The organism is Comamonas sp. 26 (assembly GCF_002754475.1).
Taxonomy (GTDB): domain Bacteria; phylum Pseudomonadota; class Gammaproteobacteria; order Burkholderiales; family Burkholderiaceae_C; genus Comamonas.
This window is the reverse complement of sequence record NZ_PEFL01000001.1, coordinates 370,221-391,509: the sequence shown is the minus strand read 5'-3', so window position 1 is coordinate 391,509 and position 21,289 is coordinate 370,221. Positions and strand designations below refer to the sequence as shown.

The following is a 21,289-nucleotide window of genomic DNA, read 5'->3' as shown; positions in this document are numbered from 1 at the left end:
CGCAGCCCTGCTGGCTTTGCCTTACCATCCAAGCCCTTGCTTGATAGGTACAAGCCATGATCCGGATCGCAGAACTCAAACTCCCTTTGTCGGCGGTGGAATACCACCCCGAAAACCACACCGAATTTCAGCCCCTTGAAAAGCTCACGGCTTTAGCCGCCGAGCGTCTGGGCTTGCCCGCCAAGGCCATTGCAGGCCTGCAGGTGCACAAGCGCAGCTTTGATGCGCGCAAGACCGAGTTGCTGGCGGTGTATATCGTCGACATCACGCTGGCCGATGAAAGCCAGGAAGCCGCGCTGCTGGCGCACTTTGCGGACCACTCCCACGTCAACCTCACGCCAGACATGCGCTGGACGCCGGTGGGCCAGGCTCCCGCCGATATGGATGAGCGCCCCGTGGTTGTAGGCTTTGGCCCCTGCGGCATGTTTGCCGGCCTGGTTCTGGCCCAGATGGGTTTCAAGCCCATCGTGCTGGAACGCGGCAAGACCGTGCGCCAGCGCACCAAGGACACCTGGCGCCTGTGGCGCAAGCGCGAGCTGACACCCGAATCCAACGTGCAGTACGGCGAAGGCGGTGCGGGCACGTTCTCTGACGGCAAGCTCTACAGCCAGATCAAGGATCCACGCCATCTTGGCCGCAAGGTACTGACAGAATTTGTGACTTTCGGCGCACCGCCAGAGATTCTCTACACCGCCCACCCCCATATCGGCACTTTCAAGCTGGTCAAGCTGGTTGAAGGCATTCGCGAAGAAATCGTGCGTCTGGGCGGGGAAGTGCGCTTTGAACAGCGCGTGACCGATGTGCAGATCGAGGGCGAAGGCGAGCAGCGCCAGCTGACTGGCCTGCAAGTGCTCAATCAGGTCACCGGCGAAAGCTACCACCTGCCCACCCACCACGCGGTGATGGCACTGGGCCATAGCGCACGCGATACTTTTGTCAACTTCTACGAGCGCGGTGTGGCCATGGAAGCCAAGCCCTTCTCCATCGGCTTCCGTATCGAGCACCCGCAAAGCGTGATTGACCGCGCCCGCTGGGGCAAGGATGCGGGTCACCCGCTGCTGGGCGCTGCGGATTACAAGCTGGTGCACCACGCCAAGAACGGCCGCGCCGTTTACAGCTTTTGCATGTGTCCCGGCGGCACCGTGGTGGCTGCGACCAGCGAGCCCGGCCGCGTCGTCACCAATGGCATGAGCCAGTACTCGCGCGCCGAGCGCAATGCCAATGCGGGCATGGTCTGTGCCATCAGCCCCGAAGACTATCCGCAAGATGCCGAGAGTTTTTCCTGGGCGTTTGACGGCAAGACCTTGGGCGTGGAAAAGATGCAAAAAGGTGAGCATCACCCGCTTTCAGGCGTTGTGCTGCAGCGCCAACTGGAATCCAAAGCCTACGATCTGGGCGGCCAGAACTACAGCGCGCCCGGCCAACTGGTGGGCGATTTTGTAGTGGGCACACCTTCGTCAGAATTTGGCGCGGTTCAGCCATCGTACAAGCCTGGCATTCATCTGGGTGACCTGCACCAAGCCCTGCCCACCTACGCGATTGAAGCCATGCGCGAGGCCCTGCCCGCGTTTGGCAAGAAGATTCGCGGCTACGACATGAATGATGCCGTGCTGACGGGGGTGGAAACACGTACCTCATCGCCCGTCAAAATTGGCCGTGGCGCAGACTTCCAGAGCGACAACACGCGCGGCCTATACCCCGCAGGTGAAGGTGCCAGCTACGCTGGCGGCATTTTGTCCGCAGGTGTGGATGGCATCAAGGTCGGTGAAGCCGTGGCCTGCGCTATCTTGAACCTGCCTGTGCCTTCGTCCGGCTCACGTGGTTCTGGCGGTGCGCTGTAAATCGCAGCCATCAGCCTCGCTACGCCCTATCCGCGCCCCGGTACGCCAGCCCTGCTGCTGGCGGTATCGGCCATGGGCGTGGTGGTGCTCGCCTCCAACATACTCGTTCAATACGCCATCAACGACTGACTGATCCCAGGGGCCTCACCCAACCGTTTGTCTTTCTGGTCAGCGAGCCGCTGAACCAGCGCTTTGATCCGAGCCAGCTCTGGGCGTCTGCCTGCTGCTGCAGTTTCGCCTTTTGCTGGGGCACACATCAGTCTCCATCGCCTTTTACAAGTTTTGGGGCACTGGCTGACAGGAGCCGATGACGAGCATGAGTACGCTGATCGCTTCATCGCATGTCAGGCATCACCATGAAAACTCTGCGCATTGCTGCTCTATCCCTCTCCTGCCTCGGGCCCACCGGCCTGATAGTCAGTACTGCAGCCCTGGCGCAAACCAGCAATTCACCCCCTGCGGCAGACAATGCCGGCACGCCCTCAGCGTTGTCAGGCTGGATGTTTGGCTACGCCCCCTTCGACTGGCATTTCTCCGACGCCAGGAAGGAGAACGACTTTGAGCCCGACGAGCAGAAACATGCCTATGTCTGGCTGATTCAGGCCGAGAAAGAACTAGACAAACGCCATATCGCAGGCTTTGCCTATTTCAAGAACTCATTCGGCCAGCCCAGCCAGTACGCTTATTACGGCTGGCGCTTCAGGCCGTTCGACAGCGCCCCTGGCCTGTTCATCAAGCTCACGGGCGGCATCATTCACGGCTACAAATTTCCGTTCAACAAGAAAATCCCGCTCAACAACAAGCATGGCTGGGGCATCACGGCCATTCCTGCCTTGGGCTATGACTTCAACCGTAACTGGGGCGCACAGGTCAATGTGCTGGGCAATGCCGGCGTGATGTTCCAGCTCAATTACACGGTGCGTTAAGCCGCTTTATTCAGCGCTTCGCAGCCTGGCAAAGTCTGGGGCGCGCTTTTCCAGAAATGCGCCAATGCCCTCGCGGGATTCTTCGCTGCCCTGGGCCTCGACCATATAGTCGGCCTCCAGTGCCAGCTGCTCTTCCAAGCTGTGGTGGTGTGCTACGCGGCACAGCGTCTTGATTCGGGCGGTAGCCACTTCCGGCCCCTGCGCCAGTTGCTGGGCCAGCGCCAGTGCCGCATGCAAGGCTGCGCCGGTTTCCGTCAAACGGTTGATGCAACCCAGAGCATGCATGCGCTCGCCGCTGATGCGTTCGCCCGTCAGACAAAGCTCGGTCAGCACCTGGCGCGAGACAAACTCGGCCAGAAACGAAGTGGCCCCGCCATCCGGCGTCAGCCCCACTTTCACATAAGCCACAGAAAACACGGCGGACTTGGCTGCCACCATCAGGTCGCAAGCCATGGCCAGAGACAGGCCTGCCCCCGCTGCTGCGCCTTCAACCGCTGCAATCACCGGCTTGGGGCAGTCGCGTATGGCGCGAATGAGATGGTTAAGGTCTTCGAGCTTGATGCGCCGCTCAGCCAGCGGCATGGCTCGGCGCGTGGCCAGCTGATTCAGATCACCACCAGCGCAAAAATGGCCGCCTTCACCCGTCAGGATGATTGCGGCCACAGAGGCATCGGTACCCGCAGCACGCAGGCCATCCATGACGGCGTGGTAGTACTCTGGCGACAGCGCATTGCGCGCTGCCGGGTTGTTGTTGGAGAGGATAAGAACAGCGCCTTCGCGCCGGGTGACAAGTGCAGAATTCATAGCAGACCTCCTGCACCCCACTGTAGCGACAGCCGCCCAGCCCGCCTAGCGGGATAGCGCGGCCAGCTGTCACCTGGCGGACCGCTCACGGGCGATTAGCGGCGCGGCCCCCAGTGGCCACCATGTCCACGCCAACCACCGGGGCCATGATTCCAGCCCCCCTCATGCCAGCCATAGCCGGGGCGTGGCGGCATGGCCCAGCGACCAGGGTTCCAGTTGTAGCGGCCACCGCCCCAGCCCCAGGAACCGCCTATCCAGACATAGGCTGGCGAGGGTGCAATCGGGATCACCTCATTGCGCAAGGGAGGCGGTGCCATAGGCGCATAAACATCGCCGACCACCACCTCGGAGCCATATGCCGGATAGGCCGGAGCCACTACACAGCCGGTGAGCAAGGCACAGGCCCCGCCAAGCACCAGAGCGGGTAGCAGACGGCGGGTTGAAGATTGAGAGATGAAAGACATGAGCACTCCTGAAAGTCTTAGCTCTACAACGCGAAAGCCCCTGCCAGTTGTTGACAGGGGCTTGTGAAGCGAGCGTAAAGACAGGCTACTGCCGTTTACATATTAATCATCCGTCAGCGTGCGTTTTGCAGGGCTGCAATGCGCTCTTCCATCGGAGGATGAGTGGAGAACAGCTTGCCGATATTGCCGGTGATACCCATGGCTTGCACGCTCTTGGGCAGCTCGCCCGGATGCATGCCGCCCAGACGGGCCAGGGCATTGATCATGGGCTGGCGATTGCCCATCAGCTGTGCGGCGCCGGCATCGGCACGGAATTCACGCTGGCGCGAGAACCAGGCCACGATCATGGCGGCCACAAAGCCCAGCAGGATATCGAGCACGATGGTGGTTACGTAGTAACCAATGCCGGGGCCTGAGCTGTTTTCGTCGTTCTTGCGCAAGAAGCTGTCCACCGCATAGCCGATGACACGCGACAGAAAGACCACAAACGTGTTCATGACGCCCTGGATCAGCGTCATGGTCACCATGTCGCCATTGGCGATGTGGGCCACTTCGTGGCCGATCACGGCTTCGACTTCTTCACGGGTCATGCCTTCGAGCAGACCTGTGGACACGGCGACCAGTGCCGAGTTCTTGAAAGCGCCCGTCGCAAAGGCATTGGGCTCGCCTTCGTAGATGCCGACTTCGGGCATGCCGATACCGGCCTTGTCGGCAAAGCCGCGCACGGTGTTGACGATCCAGGCCTCGTCAGCATTGCGCGGCTCGTTGATGACTTGCACGCCCGAGGTCCACTTGGCCATGGGCTTGGAGATCAGCAGCGAAATGATCGCGCCGCCAAAGCCCATGATGAAGGCAAAGCCCAGCAGGGAGCCCAGATTGAGGCCGTTGGCGGTGAGAAAGCGGTTGACGCCCAGCAAGTTGGCGACAATGCCCAGCACCGCTACAACGGCGATGTTGGTCAATAAAAATAAGGCAATACGTTTCATCGAGGGTGTACTCCACACAGGGGACAAAATGGCCAAAACCCCTCATGCACCGCCTGTGTGCGGCGAATGCTCATCAAGCCAGATCTCTTTCTGGCAGTACCGGTTGTTGTGGTGTTTGTACGGTACGTGGGGCTCGGAAAACGAGAGAGTCATCATAGAAGGAAAAGTTCTGGTTTTGATGGCACCAGCCCGGGATTCCTAGTATGGGAATAGGTAGATAGGGTTTGTTTGCCAGATTGCAAGCTGCATTCAGCAACTGCTCGCTCAACCAGCCATCGGCTGCCATCATGGAGGTGATGGACGACGAGCCTTGCGCAAGCGGCACGCAGATCACATGCGCCGTAATCGCCTTGCGCGGCTGCACCAGCTTTTCCAGCAAGGCGTGGCCTATGGGGAAAAACTGGGCCTGCGCCCACAGATCACGCTGGCGCACAAACAAGTCCTGCCAGCGCTTTTCTCGCAATGCGTCGCACAAAGCCTGCGGGGCCAGCAGCAAGCCGCCGTTTTCATCGAGAACCGTGACCGAATCACGCAAGCGTCCACGCTGCGCACCCACGCCTTGCCGCTCAATCTCGCTTGCCTGCAGCACATTGAGCTGCTGTTTAAGTCGGGGCCAGTGCAGCCAGATCAGACCGTTGAAGAAGTCATGCAAATTATCCCGAGTGGGAATGCAGCGCTGATTGCGAATAAAGGCCTCATACGCCTGGCCTGCGGGCAGTTGCTGCTGATCAACAAACTGCCAGCCCTGCAGCAAACCATGTGCCGCCGCCACCTGTTGCAGCGCACTGGCCACCGATGCCCCGCCCTGCACCAGTGCATGCACCTGCTGGCCCAGCGCTCGCAGCTGCGCAAGCCACAGGGCTTGCCAGTCAATAGTCCAATCCGTCGCCAGCTCTACGGGCAGGTTATCCACAGCAGTCAATGCGCCACTCCATCGCCTGCCGACCGTTTGTCACGCACCGCCACGCGGGGCGTGCCTTCATCGCGCAAATCAAAGGCCTGAGTCGCGGCCATGAGCTTGGTCAGCGAGGCATAGCCGTAGTTGCGCGCATCAAAAGAGAGTTTGTTGCCGATATGTGTGCCCACGGCGCTGACGCGCGCCCAGCCGGTTTCATCCTGCATGGCTTTGACGGCGTCACGCAGCATGGCGATTAGCGGCCTGTCTTCACGCAGCAGATGCGATGGCACGCGCAAATTGGCACAGGCCGGTGCTGCTATGCCTGTACCGCCAGCGGCCTTGGAATTGTTGGTGGGTTGAGCCTGTGTGGCTTGCTCGGCTGGCTGGCGCACTGCGGCATCGGCTTCCTGCAATTCACGGCGATCGCTGCGGCTGGTGATGCCGTCGCCCAGCTCCAGCAAGGCCTCAAAGTACAGAAAGCGCGAGCAAGCGTTGACGAAGGCGCGCGGCGTCTGCGCTGCGCCAAAGCCATAGACAGCAGCGCCCTTGGCGCGCAGGTGCATGACTAGCGGGGTGAAGTCGGCATCCGACGAGACAATGCCAAAGGCGTCGGGCTTTTCTGTGTAGAGCAGCTCCATGGCATCGACCGTCATCGCCATGTCGGTGGCGTTCTTGCCTTTGGAGTAATCAAACTGCTGCATGGGCCGCACTGCATTTTCCAGCAGCTTGCTCTGCCAGCCATGCAGGCCGGGCTTGGTCCAATTGCCATAAGCACGGCGAATGTTGATGAGGCCGAAGGTGGACAACTCGGTCAGGATTTCATCAATCATCTCGGCGGGCGCGTTGTCCGCATCAATCAACAAGGCAATCCGGGGCTGAACATCGGTAGGCATGCAATCTCCTGAGTGATCTTGTGAGCCAAGACTAACCGAGCCACTTGACAGCACCAAATAAACACCCAATAAAAAAGGAGCAGCTTGCGCCACTCCTTTCTTGCTTTCAAGCTAAATACATCTGCAAACCCAGAAGATGCAAGCGCTTTCAGTTCACTTTTTAATCAAGCATCTTCCAGGGCAAGGCATCGCCAAAGCGCAGTGGCTTGAGCTGGGCGCCTTCGCCGTACTCAAAGCTCACGGGCGGCGTCCAGCTTTCCTTGACCAGGGTGATGGTGTCGGTGTTGCGGGGCTGGCCGTAGAAGTCTGCACCGTTGAAGGAGGCAAAGCCTTCGAGCTTGTCCAGCGCGCCAACGCCGTCAAACACTTCGGCATACATCTCAATCGCGGCGTGGGCGCTGTAGCAGCCTGCGCAGCCCGTGGCGGCTTCCTTAAGGTGAGCTGCGTGGGGAGCGCTATCTGTGCCCAGGAAGAACTTCTTGCTGCCGCTGGTAGCGGCCTGCACCAGTGCCAGACGGTGGGTTTCGCGCTTCAGAACTGGTAGGCAATAGAAGTGCGGGCGCACGCCGCCCAGGAAAATGGCGTTGCGGTTGAACAGCAAATGCTGGGGCGTGATGGTGGCAGCCAGAAAGTCATCGGCAGCAGCCACATATTCGGCAGCTTCCTTGGTCGTCACGTGCTCCATGACAATCTTCAGCTCAGGGAAGTCCTTCCGCAGAGGCTTGAGTTGCTGCTCGATAAACATAGCCTCGCGGTCAAACAGGTCAACGCTCTGATCGGTGACTTCACCATGCACCAGCAGCACCAGGCCTTCGCGCTGCATGGCTTCGAGCGTGGGGTAAATCTTGCGCAGATCAGTCACGCCGTGATCGGAATTGGTGGTCGCACCAGCGGGGTAGAGCTTGCAGGCCACCACACCCGCCGCCTTGGCACGCACGATTTCATCGGGGCCCAGGTTATCCGTCAGGTACAGCGTCATCAAAGGCTGGAATTGGCTGCCTGCGGGCACGGCCGACAAAATGCGATCGCGGTAAGCAATAGCCAGCTCAGCCGTCGTCACAGGCGGCTTGAGGTTAGGCATGATGATGGCGCGGCCCATCTGACGGGCGGTGTGCGGCACCACGCAGCGCATGGCATCGCCATCGCGCACGTGCAGGTGCCAGTCATCGGGGCGGGTGATCGTGAGAGTCTGAGTCATGCCGATATTGTCCCATCATCCCTGCTCACCGCCGCAGCCTTTCTCTTGCACAGGCATCTCGGTTAACAGCCTCTGGCTTTCAGGGCGGAAATCCTCAAGAATGGGGCAAAGGAGGACACATCATGTCTATCCCTCAACGCCAGTCTGCAGGGCAAGTTCAGACCGACTTTCTCAGCGCCAGCGATGCGGCACGCCTGGTCGCCCGCGTGGGCATTACCAAGGTGCTGCGCCTCATCGCCGAAGCCATAGAAGCCGACTTTGGTCGCTGGCAAGACTTTGACAAAAGTGCACGCACTGCGGCGCATTCCCCCAGTGGCGTGATTGAGCTGATGCCCGTGGCCGATGCGCAGGACTACGCCTTCAAATATGTCAACGGCCACCCGTTGAACCCTAGCCACGGCCTACCTACGGTGATGGCTTTTGGCGCGCTGGCTGATGTCGCCACCGGCATGCCCCGCGTTGTCAGCGAGCTGACGCTGACCACCGCCCTGCGTACCGCCGCCACATCTGCCATGGCAGCGCGCCATCTGGCCCGTGGGAACAGCCGCAGCATGGCGCTGATCGGCAATGGCTCTCAAAGCGAATTTCAGGCCTTGGCCTTCATGGAGCTGCTAGGCGTCAGCGAGCTGCGCCTGTTTGACATCGACCCGGCCGCATCGCAAAAACTGCTGCGCAATCTCCAACCCTTTTTGCATCAATTTGCAGCCACCGCCATCATCTGCACCAGCGTGCCGGATGCCGTGGCAGGCAAAGACATAGTGACCACAGTCACCGCCGACAAGACCCGCGCCGTCATCGTTGCAGGCCACCTGCTGGAGCCCGGCATGCATATCAACGCCGTGGGCGGAGACTGTCCAGGTAAGACCGAATTCGATGCCCCGGCCTTGCAGCGTGCGCAGGTCTTTGTCGAATACGAGCCACAGACGCGCATCGAAGGCGAGCTGCAGCAAATGCCAGCCGACTTTGCCGTCACCGAGCTTTGGCGTGTGCTGCAGGGGCAGGCTCCCGGTCGCACCGCCCCAGAGAAGATCACCTTGTTCGACTCGGTGGGCTTTGCACTGGAAGACTACTCAGCCCTGCGCACCATGCACAGCCTTGCACGCCAGTTCGGCCTACTGTCCCAGATCGAGCTAGTGCCTGCGCTGAGCGATCCCAAAGATCTGTTCGCCATGGTTCGGCAGGCAATAAGCGCGCAAGCCATGAGCCTTGTGAAACGCAAAACGGCGTAGCCATGAAAAACAAGCCTTCGCCCATCCCCGAAAGTCACACCATGCAAGCCACCTTGATTGGAATTCCCACCGATGTGGGCGCATCACGGCTGGGAGCGGCCATGGGGCCTGATGCGCTGCGGGTTGCGCAACTGGCCCCGGCACTTGAGCAGCTTGGCGTCGCAGTGAATGACCTGGGTAATCTCGCAGGCCCCTCAAACCCACGCGGCGGGCGCGATGCACAGGGGCTGCGCAATCTGGCCGAAGCCCTGCGCTGGAACCAAATCGCACATGACGCCGTGCTCCAAGTGCTGCAGCAAAGTCGCCTGCCCATCATGCTGGGAGGCGACCATACGCTAGCCACCGGCTCCATAAGCGCCATTGCCCGGCATTGCCGCGCCACGGGCAAGCGCCTGCGCGTGCTATGGCTTGATGCGCATTCAGACTGCAACACCCCCGAAAGCTCGCCCAGTGGCAATCTGCACGGCATGCCTGTCTCCAGCCTGTGCGGGCTAGGGCCTGCTGAACTGGCATCGCTGTCTGGCACGACACCCGCCCTGCCCGCTTCGGCCTTTTGCCAGATTGGGCTGCGCAGCGTGGACACCAGCGAGAAGCTGATGATTCGCGAGCTGGGACTTGAGGTTTACGACATGCGCGCCATCGATGAGCTGGGCATGCGAGAAGTCATGCGCCGTGCGCTGGACGGGCTGCTGGGCACCGAAGGCGAAGACACTCACCTGCACCTGAGCTTTGATGTGGATTTTCTCGATCCCGATATTGCACCCGGCACCGGCACGCCGGTGCGCGGCGGCCCCACCTACCGTGAAGCCCAGCTGTGCATGGAGATGATTGCAGATACAGGCCGCCTCGCATCGCTGGATATTGTGGAGTTGAATCCCGCGCTGGACTTGCGCAATCAGACGGCGGAGCTGGTCGTGGATTTGGTGCAAAGCCTGTTTGGCCAAAGTGTACTCATGCGCTCCCCCTGAGGCGCTTCTGCGCCTTCCTCCGGAAGGTCAGAACATCTTCGCCGCGAGGCGGCTCTTGCTCGGTATCTCTGTATTGAAGTGCATCAGTTTGGGGTCGTAAAAAAGGCGCTATTTCGAGCGCCTTTTTCTGGGTGACCTACCGCATCAGTGCTGCAGGATCTTGTTGAGGAATTCCTTGGTGCGCGGCTGGCGGTTTTCGGGGTGACCGAAGAACTCTTCCTTGCTGCAGTCTTCCAGAATCTTGCCGCCCACATCCATAAAGATCACGCGGCTGGCCACCTTGCGGGCAAAGCCCATCTCGTGGGTCACACACATCATGGTCATGCCTTCATTGGCCAGGCCCATCATGACATCCAGTACTTCGCCGACCATTTCAGGGTCCAGCGCCGAGGTAGGTTCATCAAACAGCATGACGATGGGGTCCATGGACAACGCACGCGCAATGGCCACGCGCTGCTGCTGACCACCGGAGAGCTGACCGGGGAACTTGTCCTTGTGAGCAGTCAGGCCCACGCGGTCCAGCATCTTCAGGCCACGGGTCTTGGCATCGTCTGCACTGCGGCCCAACACCTTCATCTGCGCGATGGTCAGGTTCTCGGTCACGGACAGATGAGGGAACAGCTCAAAGTGCTGAAACACCATGCCCACGCGGCTGCGCAGCTTGGGTAGGTTGGTCTTTGGGTCATGCACCGCAGTGCCGTCCACAAAGATCTCGCCCTTCTGGAAGGGCTCCAGCGCGTTGATGGTCTTGATCAGGGTGGACTTGCCCGAGCCCGAAGGCCCGCACACGACCACCACTTCACCTTTGTCAATATTAGTGGAGCAATCGGACAGCACCTGAAAGCTGCCGTACCACTTGGAAACGTTCTTGAGTTCAATCATTTTTAACTCCGACTCGTGTCAGTTATCCATCACAACGCCCGCAAGCAGCGGAGCCATCGTGTGAGATGGCCAGAAAGGCCAATCCCGCAGCAAAGGTCGTCGTCCCCTTCAGGGGGAAGATGCGAAGTGACTCAGGGAAGATCATCGAATAATCGCGATTTTTTTATGCAACTGCTTGACGGCCCAGGACAGTGCAAAGCAGATCACGAAATACGTTGCGGCGGCAGCCAGATAGGACTCAATGGGACGGCCAAAGTTCTTGCCCGCAATCTCGAAGCCCTTGAGCATGTCATAGGCGCCGATGGCGTAGACCAGCGAAGTATCTTGGAACAAGATGATGGTCTGCGTCAGCAGCACGGGCAGCATGTTGCGGAAGGCTTGGGGCAGCACCACCAGACGCATGTTCTGGCTATACGTCATACCCACTGCCTGGCCTGCATGGACCTGACCACGCGGAATGGACTGAATACCAGCACGCATGATTTCAGAGAAGTACGCAGCCTCAAACGCCACAAAGGTAATGATGGCCGAGGTTTCCGCTCCAATAGGCTTGCCGATGATCATGGGCATCAGCAGGAAGAACCACAGAATCACCATCACCAGTGGAATGGAGCGCATTCCGTTGACATAGATGACGGCTGGAACTTCCAGCCACTTCTTGCCAGACAGACGCATCAGCGCCAACAGCGTGCCAAAGATGATGCCACCCAGCGTGGCAATCACCGTCAGGGTCAAGCTGAACACCAGGCCCTTGGCCACGAAGTTGGTGAACAGATCCCAGGAGAAAAACGACCAGTCGAGGTTGAGATTCATATCAGTGGCCTCCACCGCTGGCTGCAATCAGGCCGGGAACGCGTGAGCGTTTCTCAATGAAAGCCATGATGCGGTTGATGACGAAGGCGGAAATCACATACAGACCCGTGACAGCCAGATAAATCTCGACGCCACGTGCGGTTTCTTCCTGTGCCTGCATGGCGAACATGGTCAGCTCGGCCACAGACACGGCAAACGCCACGGACGAGTTCTTGAACACGTTCATGGCTTCGCTGGTCAGCGGCGGAATGATGATGCGAAATGCCATGGGCAGCAGCACATAGCGATAAGTCTGGAAGGTGGTGAAGCCCACCGCCATGCCCGCATAGCGCTGACCGCGTGGTAAAGCCTGAATGCCGGAGCGCACCTGCTCGGCAATACGCGCGGAGGTAAAAAAGCCAATCGCAAACACCACCAGCACATAGCTATCCAGCGACTTCATTGCAGGAATCATGGCTGGAATCACGTGGTACCAGATGAATACCTGAACCAGCAGCGGAATATTGCGAAACAACTCTACCCAGGCATTGCCCAGACGCACTATCCACGGTCGATCGGGCAGGGTACGCAAAGTGCCAATCACGGCACCCAACACCAATGCAATCACCAGCGACAGCAACGCCACCGAGACTGTCCAGCCCCAGGCGGACAGCATCCAGTCCAGATAGGTGATATCGCCGTTTTTGCCAAAACAGCTCTGCCCGACCTCTTGGGTAATGGTGTCCTGACAGAACACCTGCCAATCCCAACTCATACGAGCACCTCTTTCATTCTTGGTTTACGAGGGCAAACACTCACACCGCACCTCTTAACAAAAAAGCCCCTTCAAACCGCGTGGCAGAAGGGGCGGTACACCAGTCAGGTGAGATTACTTGGCGTCGTACGCTTCCATGGGCTTGTCATTGGGATGCGCCCATGCATCCTTGGTGGCAGCCGACAGAGGCAGGCCCACCTTCACGTTGTTAGGTGGAATGGGTTGCATGAACCACTTGTCGTACAGCTTGGTCAAAGAGCCATCCTTGATCTGGCGCACGATGGAATCGTCCACAGCCTTCTTGAAAGCGGGGTCGTCCTTGCGCATCATGCAGGCGATGGGTTCCACCGACAACACTTCGCCAACGACCTTGTAATCGTTGGGAGCCTTGGACTTAGAGATGTTGGCGGCCAGGATTGAGCCGTCCATGATGAAGGCGTCGGCACGGCCGGTTTCCAGCATCAGGAAGCTATCTGCGTGATCCTTGCCCATGACTTCCTTGAAAGTCAGGCCATCAGCGCGCTTGTTCTTGCGCAGGGTCTGCACGGAAGTCGTACCCGTCGTGGTCACGATGGTCTTGCCGTTCAGGTCCTTGATGCCGGTGATGCCGGAGTTGGCACGCGTGGCAATACGCACTTCTTCCACGTAGGTAGTGAAGGCAAAGGCGGCGTCTTTCTGACGAGCCGTGTTGTTGGTGGTGGAGCCGCACTCAATATCCACCGTGCCGTTTTGCACCAGAGGGATACGATTTTGCGAAGTCACAGGCTGATACTTCACTTCCAGAGCCGTCAGACCCAGTTGCTTCTGAATATCTTTCAGAATGCGCTCGCCCATTTCTGTATGGAAGCCCACGTACTTGCCATTGCCCAGCGTGTAGCCCAGACCGGACGATTCACGCACGCCTAGTGTGACGCTGCCAGAGGACTTGATCTTGGCCAATGTGTCATTGGCTTGTGCAAACACCGTACCAGCAGCCAGCGCGGTTACGGCGATGGCCAACAATTGCTTCTTCATATGGATCTCCTATTGGTAAGGACCAAAAATGCTTGCCGTTCATTAACGCTCTGCCCCTTATGGGGGTAGACAAGCGAAATTTATTAACGTTCTGCACTCATTGTGCAGCCACGCAGGGCACTGCGATGCAAACATTTCTAGGACTTTTCCCGTAGGAAGATCTCAAGTGCGAGCGCGCACTTTCGACATGAATCCATTGCTGCAAAGAAGTACCGTTTTCGCGCAAGGTGCAAACTCTAATGCCTGACCTATTTCTGAATCCAATGCCGATAGCAAAAATCCTTATGTCCTACTTGCATACTTGGTATTTACCCGGAACATAACTTAAGGGTTTTTACCAAGAAAATCACCAAAAACACGTCTTGGGCATCTGAAAAACAAAAAAAGGGCCATCTGGCCCTTTTGGAGAAAAGCAACAGTGTGCTCAGGCTACACAGCCTTGATTTCGCCGTTGGCGGTCTCGCCCTGTTCTTTAAGAAAGGCCCAGAGCGCAGCTGCGCCGCCCTGCGGGGCATCACCCTGCGGTTTTTCACGATAGGCACGCACTTCCATGTCCATCTGGAAACCGTTCATGCCTTCTGGCACAGCGCGAACCAGGCGGCCCGCCTCCAGATCGCCGCGCACGGCGCTGTAGGGCAGGAAAGCGACGCCATGGCCTTCCAGCGCCATGGCCTTGAGGCCTTCGGCCATATCGGTTTCATAGACGCGCTCAAGATGCACGGCTTCGGAGGACTCCTTGAGGATCAGCTCCGTCACACGACCCAGATATGCGCCTGCGGCATAGCCTAGATAGGGCAGCGGCTGCCCCTGCTGACCGGGTAGCATGAAAATGGGATTGCCATCCGCATCGGGCTTGGAATAGGCCGCCAGCACCTCATGCCCCAAGCTCACCATTTCATAGCGTGCGGGGTCCAGCTGGAAAGGCTGCGAGGAGTGATAGTAGGCGATCAGCAGATCGCAACCACCTTCCACCAGCCGCATCACCGCATCGTGCACATTGAGCGCAAACAGGCGACTGCGGAATGGGCCAAACTTCTCGTGCACTGCCGAGACCCAGTTCGGGAAGAAAGTGAACGCCAATGTGTGCGGTACGGCAAAGCCCACCATGCCCTTGCCCGCACTGACGTGGGCGCGCAGCATGGTGCGGGTACTTTGCAGGGACTGCAGTATTTCCAGCGCCTGCTCATACATGGTCTTGCCTGCGGGCGTCAGACGCGTCGGGTACGAGCTTCGGTCGACTAGATCCGTTCCAGCCCAAGCCTCCAGCGCCTGAATGCGGCGCGAGAAAGCGGGCTGCGTCACGTGGCGCAACTGGGCCGAGCGGCTGAAACTGCGAGTTTCAGCAAGGCTGACAAAATCTTCAAGCCATTTGGTTTCCATAGACCACCATTATCCGCTGCCCCGCACCAAGGCAGTGCAACTGAAGTAATCCTTGTGGGCTAGTCAGCGCAGTTCAGCCGCCTGAGCAATGTCGCGATGACCTCAATTGCGCCTCTAGCCCCGGTTATTCAAACAAACCCTAGGGGTAATGCCTGCTATCCGATGTAAGCCCTGAGACATAGATAGCTTGATAATATTTAGTCACATCTATCCGATGTGTTGACTCGCTCCATACCATCCCGGTGCACAACACCGCGAAGGTCAAGGACAACATAAGAGCACTTTTTTGAGTGCGCGCAGATCGCGCCATCCATACGAGCTGCCCTGGTCCATATGTGTTTTTCTGACTTCCCGCGTTCATGTCCTCCACTCCTCCCGAGACCGATGGTGCGGCCGATACCGGCACTCGCCCGGATGAGCCTCGCTCCCTTTGCATCGAAGACTGGCTGACGGTGATCATCATGGCGGCCCTCGCCTTGATCACCTTTGCCAATGTTCTGGTGCGCTATTTCACCAACTCCTCCTTTGCCTGGACCGAAGAGATCTCCGTCTTTCTGATGATCTTGCTGGCTCTGGTTGCAGGTTCTGCCGCCGTGGCGCGCAACCTGCACATTCGCATCGAATTCTTTGCCGAAGGTGGGTCTCTGGCCCGCCGCAAAGCACTAGCGCGCTTTGGCTCGCTGATGATGGCGCTGCTGTTTGCCCTGATCGCCGTGCTCAGCGTGCGCGTGGTCTGGGACGACTTCCGCTACGAAGAAACCTCGCCCGGCATTGGCTTGCCACAATGGTGGTACTCCATCTGGCTGCCCGTCGTCTCTGCGCTGATTACTCTGCGCGCTCTGGGTCTGTTCATTCGCCAGGGCAAGCCCGGCGCTTTCAGCGAAGAGCCCGTTGAAAAAGACCACAGCAAGGAGATCGCATGATTGCTACCTTGCTGTTTGTGGCCTTCCTCGGCCTGATGTTTATTGGCGTGCCCATTGGCGCAGCACTGGGCTTGGCCGGAGCCACCGCTATTGCCCTGGCCAATGCCGATACCCAATGGTTTGGCCTGCTGGCCGTGCCGCAGAACTTCTATGCCGGTCTGGGCAAATATCCGCTGCTGGCCATTCCCATGTTTGTGCTGGTGGGCTCCATCTTTGACCGCTCTGGCGTGGCCCTGCGGCTGGTGAATTTCGCCGTCGCCATCGTGGGGCGTGGCCCCGGCATGCTGCCACTGGTCGCCATTGCCGTGGCCATGTTTCTAGGTGGCATCTCGGGCTCTGGACCGGCCAATGCGGCTGCCGTGGGCGGCGTGATGATTGCGGCCATGAGTCGCGCCGGCTACCCAAAGAGCTTCTCTGCCAGCGTGGTCGGCGCAGCAGCGGCCACCGACATTCTGATTCCGCCATCGGTCGCCTTCATCATCTACTCCGTGCTGGTGCCCGGTGCCTCGGTACCTGCGCTCTTTGCTGCGGGGATGATTCCCGGCATTCTGGCGGGCGTTGCGCTCATCATTCCCGCCGTGTGGATGGCGCGCAAGCACAAGATGGGCGCACTCGAAGCGTCCATGCCCCGCCCAGAATTCTGGAAAAGTCTGCGCGAAGCGGCCTGGGGTCTGGCTGCACCGGTGCTGATTCTGGGCGGCATGCGCATGGGCTGGTTCACACCCACAGAAGCCGCCGTAGTCGCTGTGTTCTATGGTCTGTTCGTCGGCATGGTGATTCACCGCACCATCGGCGTGCGCGACCTGTTCCCCATCTTGCGTGAAGCAGGCGAGCTGTCTGCCATCATCTTGCTGGTGGTCTCGCTGGCCGGCATTTTTGCCTTCTCGCTATCCACACTTGGCGTGATTGACCCGGTGGCCAACGCCATCGTCAACTCTGGCCTGGGTGAGTACGGCGTGCTGGGCCTGCTGATCCTGCTGTTAATCACCGTGGGCATGTTCCTGGACGGCATCTCGATCTTCCTGATCTTTGTGCCTCTGCTGCTGCCCATCATGAACCACTACCAGTGGGATCCCGTCTGGTTCGGCGTAATCCTGACACTCAAGGTCGCACTGGGCCAGTTCACCCCCCGCTGGCAGTGAACCTGATGGTCAGCTGCCGTATCGCAGGCGTGCGCATGGAGTCCACCGTGCGCTGGGTGGGCTGGATGCTGCTTTCCATGTTCATGGTGATGATTCTGGTCATCGCCTTCCCGCAGCTTGCCTTGTGGTTGCCAGCAAGACTTGGCTATTGACCTGCCGCGTCCCTCCCTCTCGCTTCTCGGGAGTGGGGACGACACCAGCGCAGCGGGGCGGGGCAGCCCTTGCGCGGTGTCTGCAGAAACAGGCCATGATTGTTCAAAACATCAGTGCACCAAGCACTGAATCTTTTTCTTTAGGGAGACAAACCAATGAAACTGCGTACATTCCTCGCTTCCGCCGTGGCTACGGCTGCCGCTCTGGCCTTCGCATCGCCCATGGCCATGGCACAGACCAAGTACAAGAGCGAATACCGCATGTCGCTGGTGCTGGGCACCGCCTTCCCATGGGGCAAGGGCGGCGAGCTGTGGGCCGACAAGGTACGCGAGCGCACTCAGGGCCGTATCAACATCAAGCTCTACCCCGGCACATCGCTGGTACAAGGCGATCAGACGCGTGAATTCTCCGCACTGCGTCAGGGCGTGATCGACATGGCAGTGGGCTCCACCATCAACTGGTCGCCCCAGGTCAAGTCGCTGAACCTGTTCTCCATGCCCTTCCTCTTCCCCAACTTCAAGGCCGTGGATGCCGTGGTACACGGTGAAGTCGGCCAGGAAATTTTCAAGACGCTGGAAAAAAGCGGCGTCGTGCCACTGGCATGGGGTGAGAACGGCTACCGTGAAATCTCCAACTCCAAGCACGCCATCAAGACGCCTGCGGACCTGAAGGGCATGAAGATCCGCGTCGTCGGCTCACCTCTTTTCCTGGACACCTTCACTGCACTGGGCGCCAACCCCACGCAGATGAGCTGGGCCGATGCCCAGCCCGCCATGGCCAGTGGCGCTGTGGATGGTCAGGAAAACCCCATCGGCGTGTATATGGCCGCCAAGCTGCAGTCCGTGGGCCAGAAGCACCTGACCATGTGGGGCTACATGAACGACCCGCTGATCTTCGTCGTCAACAAGGATGTGTGGGCCAGCTGGACACCTGCTGACCAGGCCATCGTCAAACAAGCCGCGCTGGACGCCGCCAAGGAAGAAGTCGCCATCGCCCGCAAAGGTCTGGTTGAGGCCGACAAGCCCTTGCTCAAAGACCTGGCAGGTTTAGGCGTGACCGTGACCACGCCTAACGCCGCCGAGCGCGAAGCTTTTGTCAAGGCCACCCGCCCCGTGTTCGACAAGTGGAAGAGCCAGATCGGCGCACCTCTGGTGGACAAGGCTGAAAAGGCCATTGCTGCAAGTCAGAAGTAAAGTCCCCCTGAGCCGCTGCGCGGCTTCCCCCTCTCTCTTCGGGAGGGGGACGACACCTTCGCCGCGAGGCGGCTCTTGCTCGGTGTCACTGGCTTGCGCCCTGCACAGATCGAGATCTGGTGAATAAAAAGTAAAAATCCCCGCCACAGTGAACTGTGACGGGGATTTTTATTGCTACGAATATCAAAGCTGTCAGCGCTTGATATGGAATGATTTCAGTACCAAAGCACTTCGGGCTCTTTATTAATCATGCGCAAGTAGCTTTCAATTCAATAGCACTTAGACTGGCGATACAAGCGGTTTGCCATTCAGATGGAAGCGCATATTGGCGATAAATCGGTCCACAGAGTTCTGCACCGCCTCGGGCGACCAGCCCCCCACATGGGGCGTCAGCACCACGGAGTCCAGCTCGATCAGCTCCTGCGGCGGAAGCGGCTCGCTTTCGTACACATCAAGGCCAGCACCGGCCACACGGCCTTCGCGCACAGCTTGGGCCAACGCCTGGGTATCGACCACCGAGCCGCGTGCAATGTTTACCAAAACGCCCTTTTCGCCCAGCGCATTGAGCACCTCGGCATTGATCAAGTGCTTGGTACCGGCACCGCCGGGCGTAGCCACCAGCAGCACATCGGCCCAGGCCGCCAACGCCAGCAAATCGCCAAAGTACTGATGGCTGACACCATCGCGTGGCTGACGGTTGTGATAGCCGATGGGCATGTCAAACGCTGCCGCACGCTTGGCGATTTTTGCGCCAATGGTGCCCAGACCCACGACTCCCAGACGCTTGCCTGAGACATTGGCGGGAAGCGGCATGGCCGAGCGCCAGATGCCTGCGCGCGTGGCCTTGTCCAGCTTGACGATGCCGCGCACAGCCGCAATCAGCAGGCCCATGGCGTGATCGGCCACGCACTCGTCATTCGTGCCCACACCGTTGCCCACAGCAATGCCATGCGCCTTGGCATGGGCCACGTCAATGTTCTCGTAGCCCGCGCCCATGGCGCAGACCAGCGAAAGCTTGGGCATGCGCTGCATCTGCGCGGCGGACAGGCCTGTTGCGCCAATCGTGCACACGCATTGCACGCGCGCGCCATTGGCGGCAATCGCTGCTTCGGCCTGATCGGCCTCGGGCGCGTAGATCACGTCAAAGTCGGGGAAGGTCTGCACCATCTGTTCAAGATGGGCTGGGACTTGCAAATTCAGAACGAGCAGGACTGGCTTCATGGCAGACAAAGCGATTGCGAAGCGCTAAGCATTCGCAATCCGAAGAACGGTAGAAGCTCCATTGTGGAGCGCCTGAGCAAGCCATATCGCTCACATCAGCATTCACCCCGAAGTCTGCTGCTGAACTTGGGCCTCAGGCGACTTGACCGCCTTTGCTTGACTGAAATATGCCACCTCGCCCTTGGGTGAAATCCGCACCACCTGTCGCGACTGCAAAACAATGCATACCTGCTCCGGCGTCATTACGGGAGCAAGCACTGTCCCAATATGAGTGGCTATGACCTTCATCAGACCATCGCGGCGAACCGGGCGATTGCTGGTCATTTTTTTTAACGACAACTCCACCCGTTTGGCAACATGACTAACTCCTTGTTTAGGCTTCGCGGCCAGCGGCTTTACAAGCTTGGGTTTAGGTGCTGTCTTGGGCTGGATTGCCGCCTTTTCTACGGCAACCACTGGCAATGCTGGCGCTTGCACCGCATTGACCACAAGCTCTGAAGAAGCTCCCCGTTGTACGGGATCAGGACAGCGGTAGCGCAGGTTACCTCCATCCACATCAAGCATCACCGTTCCATAAAGCTGCAGTACCCGGCAAGCCTTTCGCGCCAAGTCTTGCCTGTCTGCTACAGGCTCTGTAATCAGCCCCTCAGTCAGCGTCAGTAACGCCTCCCAGCTAGCCGGGCGCTGATTCGCCACCAGCAGACTCAATGCATCCTTGGCACGGAATGCAATGCGTGCAGAAGTGGGTTCAGCCACAAGCGGTTTCGCAACCGGCACAAGCTTGGGCCTGGAAAGCGTTGGAGGTACTTTTTTATCTGCCGGAGCCGGTTTTTTCTGAGCCGAAGAAGGCTTTACGATTTGCACAACAGACGTTACAGGAGTGGCCAGCGCGGGTGGTTTTCTGTACTCGCTACGCGTGGCCTGAAACTCCAGCTTGCGCGCATGCTCCAGCATGGGCTCGTAGCCCTTGTCGTTGGACACCACCACAAAGCGCGCATCAGGCTGCCTTGCCATCAAATAACCCGCGTAGTAGCTCAGCTGAAAATCCAGCGCGTTCTTGCCTGCACCTGTGCGCTCTACCAGCGTCACGCTATTTGCGCCATAGGCTCTCTTATGCTTTTCCGCATCAACCCGCTGCGCCGGTGCGTGAAACAGCCAGACATCTGTTCCTTCAGGCACCAGTTGCCTTAGCGCCTCCGCATCCGGGTTCACATTCTCGCAATCAACCAGCAAGTGAACTTTGGGGCCCAAAGGCAGCAATTCTGGCAACTTGGCCGGGTGCTTCTGCGCATTCTTGATGAGCTTTTTCTCTACCGCTTCTTCAAGATCAATTCCTGTGCGATCGGCAATTTGCAGCAGGTATAGAAACACGTCGGCGATTTCATCAGAGACCTTTTCCCGGTCTGCGGGCTCTTGGGTCAAGGTATGAGATTGCTCCGTCGTCAGCCACTGAAAAAGCTCTAGCAGCTCGGCAGACTCCACCATCAAGGCCATCGCCAGATTTTTTGGCGAATGAAAAGACTGCCACTCTCTGGCAGCAGCAAAGTCGCGCAGCCTTTTCTGCATGGCCTTGATGTTCATACCTGCATCTCCCTCTCTTTATTGAA

Annotated in this window: 19 protein-coding genes and 1 pseudogene; 7 read left to right on the top strand and 13 right to left on the bottom strand. The window is 58.9% G+C overall.

Annotated elements, in window-relative coordinates; translation table 11 throughout:
* Positions 1-56 precede the first annotated feature (56 nt).
* Positions 57-1,841 carry an NAD(P)/FAD-dependent oxidoreductase gene (locus CLU84_RS01860; RefSeq protein ID WP_099735677.1) on the top strand — a complete coding sequence of 595 codons (1,785 nt, stop codon included), beginning with the start codon at positions 57-59 and terminating at the stop codon, positions 1,839-1,841.
* 356 nt (positions 1,842-2,197) lie between these two features.
* Positions 2,198-2,767 carry a hypothetical protein gene (locus tag CLU84_RS01855; RefSeq protein ID WP_099737810.1) on the top strand — a complete coding sequence of 190 codons (570 nt, stop codon included), beginning with the start codon at positions 2,198-2,200 and terminating at the stop codon, positions 2,765-2,767.
* A gap of 6 nt (positions 2,768-2,773) precedes the next feature.
* Here CLU84_RS01855 and CLU84_RS01850 read toward each other — a convergent pair whose 3' ends face one another.
* From CLU84_RS01850 to pyrC, 6 genes are all read right to left on the bottom strand, one after another.
* A complete protein-coding gene (locus CLU84_RS01850; RefSeq protein WP_099735676.1) occupies positions 2,774-3,571 on the bottom strand; it encodes an oxepin-CoA hydrolase, alternative type in 798 nt (265 codons plus the stop codon).
* 95 nt (positions 3,572-3,666) lie between these two features.
* The gene (locus CLU84_RS01845; protein ID WP_099735675.1) at positions 3,667-4,035 is read right to left on the bottom strand and encodes a YXWGXW repeat-containing protein; all 369 of its coding nucleotides are present in this window, start codon (positions 4,033-4,035) and stop codon (positions 3,667-3,669) included.
* Between the two features lie 113 nt (positions 4,036-4,148).
* On the bottom strand, positions 4,149-5,021 hold the full coding sequence (htpX, locus tag CLU84_RS01840) for a protease HtpX (RefSeq protein WP_099735674.1): 873 nt from the start codon (positions 5,019-5,021) through the stop codon (positions 4,149-4,151).
* A gap of 73 nt (positions 5,022-5,094) precedes the next feature.
* Positions 5,095-5,943 carry a DUF3025 domain-containing protein gene (locus tag CLU84_RS01835; protein WP_369826783.1) on the bottom strand — a complete coding sequence of 283 codons (849 nt, stop codon included), beginning with the start codon at positions 5,941-5,943 and terminating at the stop codon, positions 5,095-5,097.
* Positions 5,940-6,812: an NYN domain-containing protein gene (locus tag CLU84_RS01830; RefSeq protein WP_099735673.1), complete on the bottom strand. Its 873-nt coding sequence runs from the start codon at positions 6,810-6,812 to the stop codon at positions 5,940-5,942. Before CLU84_RS01830 ends, CLU84_RS01835 begins: the two co-directional genes overlap by 4 nt.
* Before the next feature lie 160 nt (positions 6,813-6,972).
* Positions 6,973-8,010, bottom strand: a complete 1,038-nt coding sequence (pyrC, locus tag CLU84_RS01825) for a dihydroorotase (protein ID WP_099735672.1) — start codon at positions 8,008-8,010, stop codon at positions 6,973-6,975.
* A 122-nt stretch (positions 8,011-8,132) separates the two neighbouring features.
* On the opposite strand from pyrC, the gene CLU84_RS01820 reads away from it, so the two are divergent.
* Complete coding sequence (locus tag CLU84_RS01820; protein WP_099735671.1) at positions 8,133-9,239, top strand: ornithine cyclodeaminase; 1,107 nt, start codon at positions 8,133-8,135, stop codon at positions 9,237-9,239.
* A gap of 2 nt (positions 9,240-9,241) precedes the next feature.
* Positions 9,242-10,207 (top strand): arginase, encoded by a 966-nt coding sequence (gene rocF, locus CLU84_RS01815; RefSeq protein WP_199173667.1) that lies wholly within the window; start codon positions 9,242-9,244, stop codon positions 10,205-10,207.
* 144 nt (positions 10,208-10,351) lie between these two features.
* Here rocF and CLU84_RS01810 read toward each other — a convergent pair whose 3' ends face one another.
* From CLU84_RS01810 to CLU84_RS01790, 5 genes are all read right to left on the bottom strand, one after another.
* Positions 10,352-11,089: an amino acid ABC transporter ATP-binding protein gene (locus tag CLU84_RS01810; protein ID WP_099735670.1), complete on the bottom strand. Its 738-nt coding sequence runs from the start codon at positions 11,087-11,089 to the stop codon at positions 10,352-10,354.
* Between the two features lie 141 nt (positions 11,090-11,230).
* On the bottom strand, positions 11,231-11,902 hold the full coding sequence (locus tag CLU84_RS01805; protein ID WP_099735669.1) for an amino acid ABC transporter permease: 672 nt from the start codon (positions 11,900-11,902) through the stop codon (positions 11,231-11,233).
* 1 nt (position 11,903) lies between these two features.
* The gene (locus tag CLU84_RS01800; RefSeq protein WP_099735668.1) at positions 11,904-12,656 is read right to left on the bottom strand and encodes an amino acid ABC transporter permease; all 753 of its coding nucleotides are present in this window, start codon (positions 12,654-12,656) and stop codon (positions 11,904-11,906) included.
* A gap of 114 nt (positions 12,657-12,770) precedes the next feature.
* Complete coding sequence (locus tag CLU84_RS01795; RefSeq protein WP_099735667.1) at positions 12,771-13,670, bottom strand: transporter substrate-binding domain-containing protein; 900 nt, start codon at positions 13,668-13,670, stop codon at positions 12,771-12,773.
* A gap of 429 nt (positions 13,671-14,099) precedes the next feature.
* Positions 14,100-15,050, bottom strand: a complete 951-nt coding sequence (locus tag CLU84_RS01790) for a LysR family transcriptional regulator (RefSeq protein ID WP_099735666.1) — start codon at positions 15,048-15,050, stop codon at positions 14,100-14,102.
* 359 nt (positions 15,051-15,409) lie between these two features.
* Here CLU84_RS01790 and CLU84_RS01785 point away from each other — a divergent pair, with 359 nt between their 5' ends.
* From CLU84_RS01785 to CLU84_RS01775, 3 genes and pseudogenes are all read left to right on the top strand, one after another.
* A complete protein-coding gene (locus tag CLU84_RS01785) occupies positions 15,410-15,973 on the top strand; it encodes a TRAP transporter small permease (RefSeq protein WP_099735665.1) in 564 nt (187 codons plus the stop codon).
* Positions 15,970-17,267, top strand: a pseudogene (locus tag CLU84_RS01780) (TRAP transporter large permease). The gene CLU84_RS01785 and the pseudogene CLU84_RS01780 overlap by 4 nt, the downstream one beginning before the upstream one ends.
* 156 nt (positions 17,268-17,423) lie before the next feature.
* Positions 17,424-18,461, top strand: coding sequence for a DctP family TRAP transporter solute-binding subunit (locus CLU84_RS01775; protein ID WP_099735664.1), 1,038 nt, complete (start codon positions 17,424-17,426; stop codon positions 18,459-18,461).
* A gap of 279 nt (positions 18,462-18,740) precedes the next feature.
* Here the strand turns inward: CLU84_RS01775 and CLU84_RS01770 are convergent, their stop codons facing one another.
* Together CLU84_RS01770 and CLU84_RS01765 are read right to left on the bottom strand one after the other, a co-directional pair.
* The gene (locus tag CLU84_RS01770; RefSeq protein WP_099735663.1) at positions 18,741-19,682 is read right to left on the bottom strand and encodes a 2-hydroxyacid dehydrogenase; all 942 of its coding nucleotides are present in this window, start codon (positions 19,680-19,682) and stop codon (positions 18,741-18,743) included.
* Positions 19,683-19,784: 102 nt separating this feature from the next.
* Positions 19,785-21,263, bottom strand: coding sequence for a nucleotide pyrophosphohydrolase (locus CLU84_RS01765; RefSeq protein ID WP_099735662.1), 1,479 nt, complete (start codon positions 21,261-21,263; stop codon positions 19,785-19,787).
* Positions 21,264-21,289 lie beyond the last annotated feature (26 nt).

Bases quoted from the DNA above. Each gene is read 5' to 3' on its own strand.
- CLU84_RS01860 (WP_099735677.1), top strand. From the start codon at position 57: ATGATCCGGATCGCAGAACTCAAACTCCCTTTGTCGGCGGTGGAATAC.
- CLU84_RS01855 (WP_099737810.1), top strand. From the start codon at position 2,198: ATGAAAACTCTGCGCATTGCTGCTCTATCCCTCTCCTGCCTCGGGCCC.
- CLU84_RS01850 (WP_099735676.1), bottom strand. From the start codon at position 3,571: ATGAATTCTGCACTTGTCACCCGGCGCGAAGGCGCTGTTCTTATCCTC.
- CLU84_RS01845 (WP_099735675.1), bottom strand. From the start codon at position 4,035: ATGTCTTTCATCTCTCAATCTTCAACCCGCCGTCTGCTACCCGCTCTG.
- htpX (WP_099735674.1), bottom strand. From the start codon at position 5,021: ATGAAACGTATTGCCTTATTTTTATTGACCAACATCGCCGTTGTAGCG.
- CLU84_RS01830 (WP_099735673.1), bottom strand. From the start codon at position 6,812: ATGCCTACCGATGTTCAGCCCCGGATTGCCTTGTTGATTGATGCGGAC.
- pyrC (WP_099735672.1), bottom strand. From the start codon at position 8,010: ATGACTCAGACTCTCACGATCACCCGCCCCGATGACTGGCACCTGCAC.
- CLU84_RS01820 (WP_099735671.1), top strand. From the start codon at position 8,133: ATGTCTATCCCTCAACGCCAGTCTGCAGGGCAAGTTCAGACCGACTTT.
- rocF (WP_199173667.1), top strand. From the start codon at position 9,242: ATGAAAAACAAGCCTTCGCCCATCCCCGAAAGTCACACCATGCAAGCC.
- CLU84_RS01810 (WP_099735670.1), bottom strand. From the start codon at position 11,089: ATGATTGAACTCAAGAACGTTTCCAAGTGGTACGGCAGCTTTCAGGTG.
- CLU84_RS01805 (WP_099735669.1), bottom strand. From the start codon at position 11,902: ATGAATCTCAACCTCGACTGGTCGTTTTTCTCCTGGGATCTGTTCACC.
- CLU84_RS01800 (WP_099735668.1), bottom strand. From the start codon at position 12,656: ATGAGTTGGGATTGGCAGGTGTTCTGTCAGGACACCATTACCCAAGAG.
- CLU84_RS01795 (WP_099735667.1), bottom strand. From the start codon at position 13,670: ATGAAGAAGCAATTGTTGGCCATCGCCGTAACCGCGCTGGCTGCTGGT.
- CLU84_RS01790 (WP_099735666.1), bottom strand. From the start codon at position 15,050: ATGGAAACCAAATGGCTTGAAGATTTTGTCAGCCTTGCTGAAACTCGC.
- CLU84_RS01785 (WP_099735665.1), top strand. From the start codon at position 15,410: ATGTCCTCCACTCCTCCCGAGACCGATGGTGCGGCCGATACCGGCACT.
- CLU84_RS01775 (WP_099735664.1), top strand. From the start codon at position 17,424: ATGAAACTGCGTACATTCCTCGCTTCCGCCGTGGCTACGGCTGCCGCT.
- CLU84_RS01770 (WP_099735663.1), bottom strand. From the start codon at position 19,682: ATGAAGCCAGTCCTGCTCGTTCTGAATTTGCAAGTCCCAGCCCATCTT.
- CLU84_RS01765 (WP_099735662.1), bottom strand. From the start codon at position 21,263: ATGAACATCAAGGCCATGCAGAAAAGGCTGCGCGACTTTGCTGCTGCC.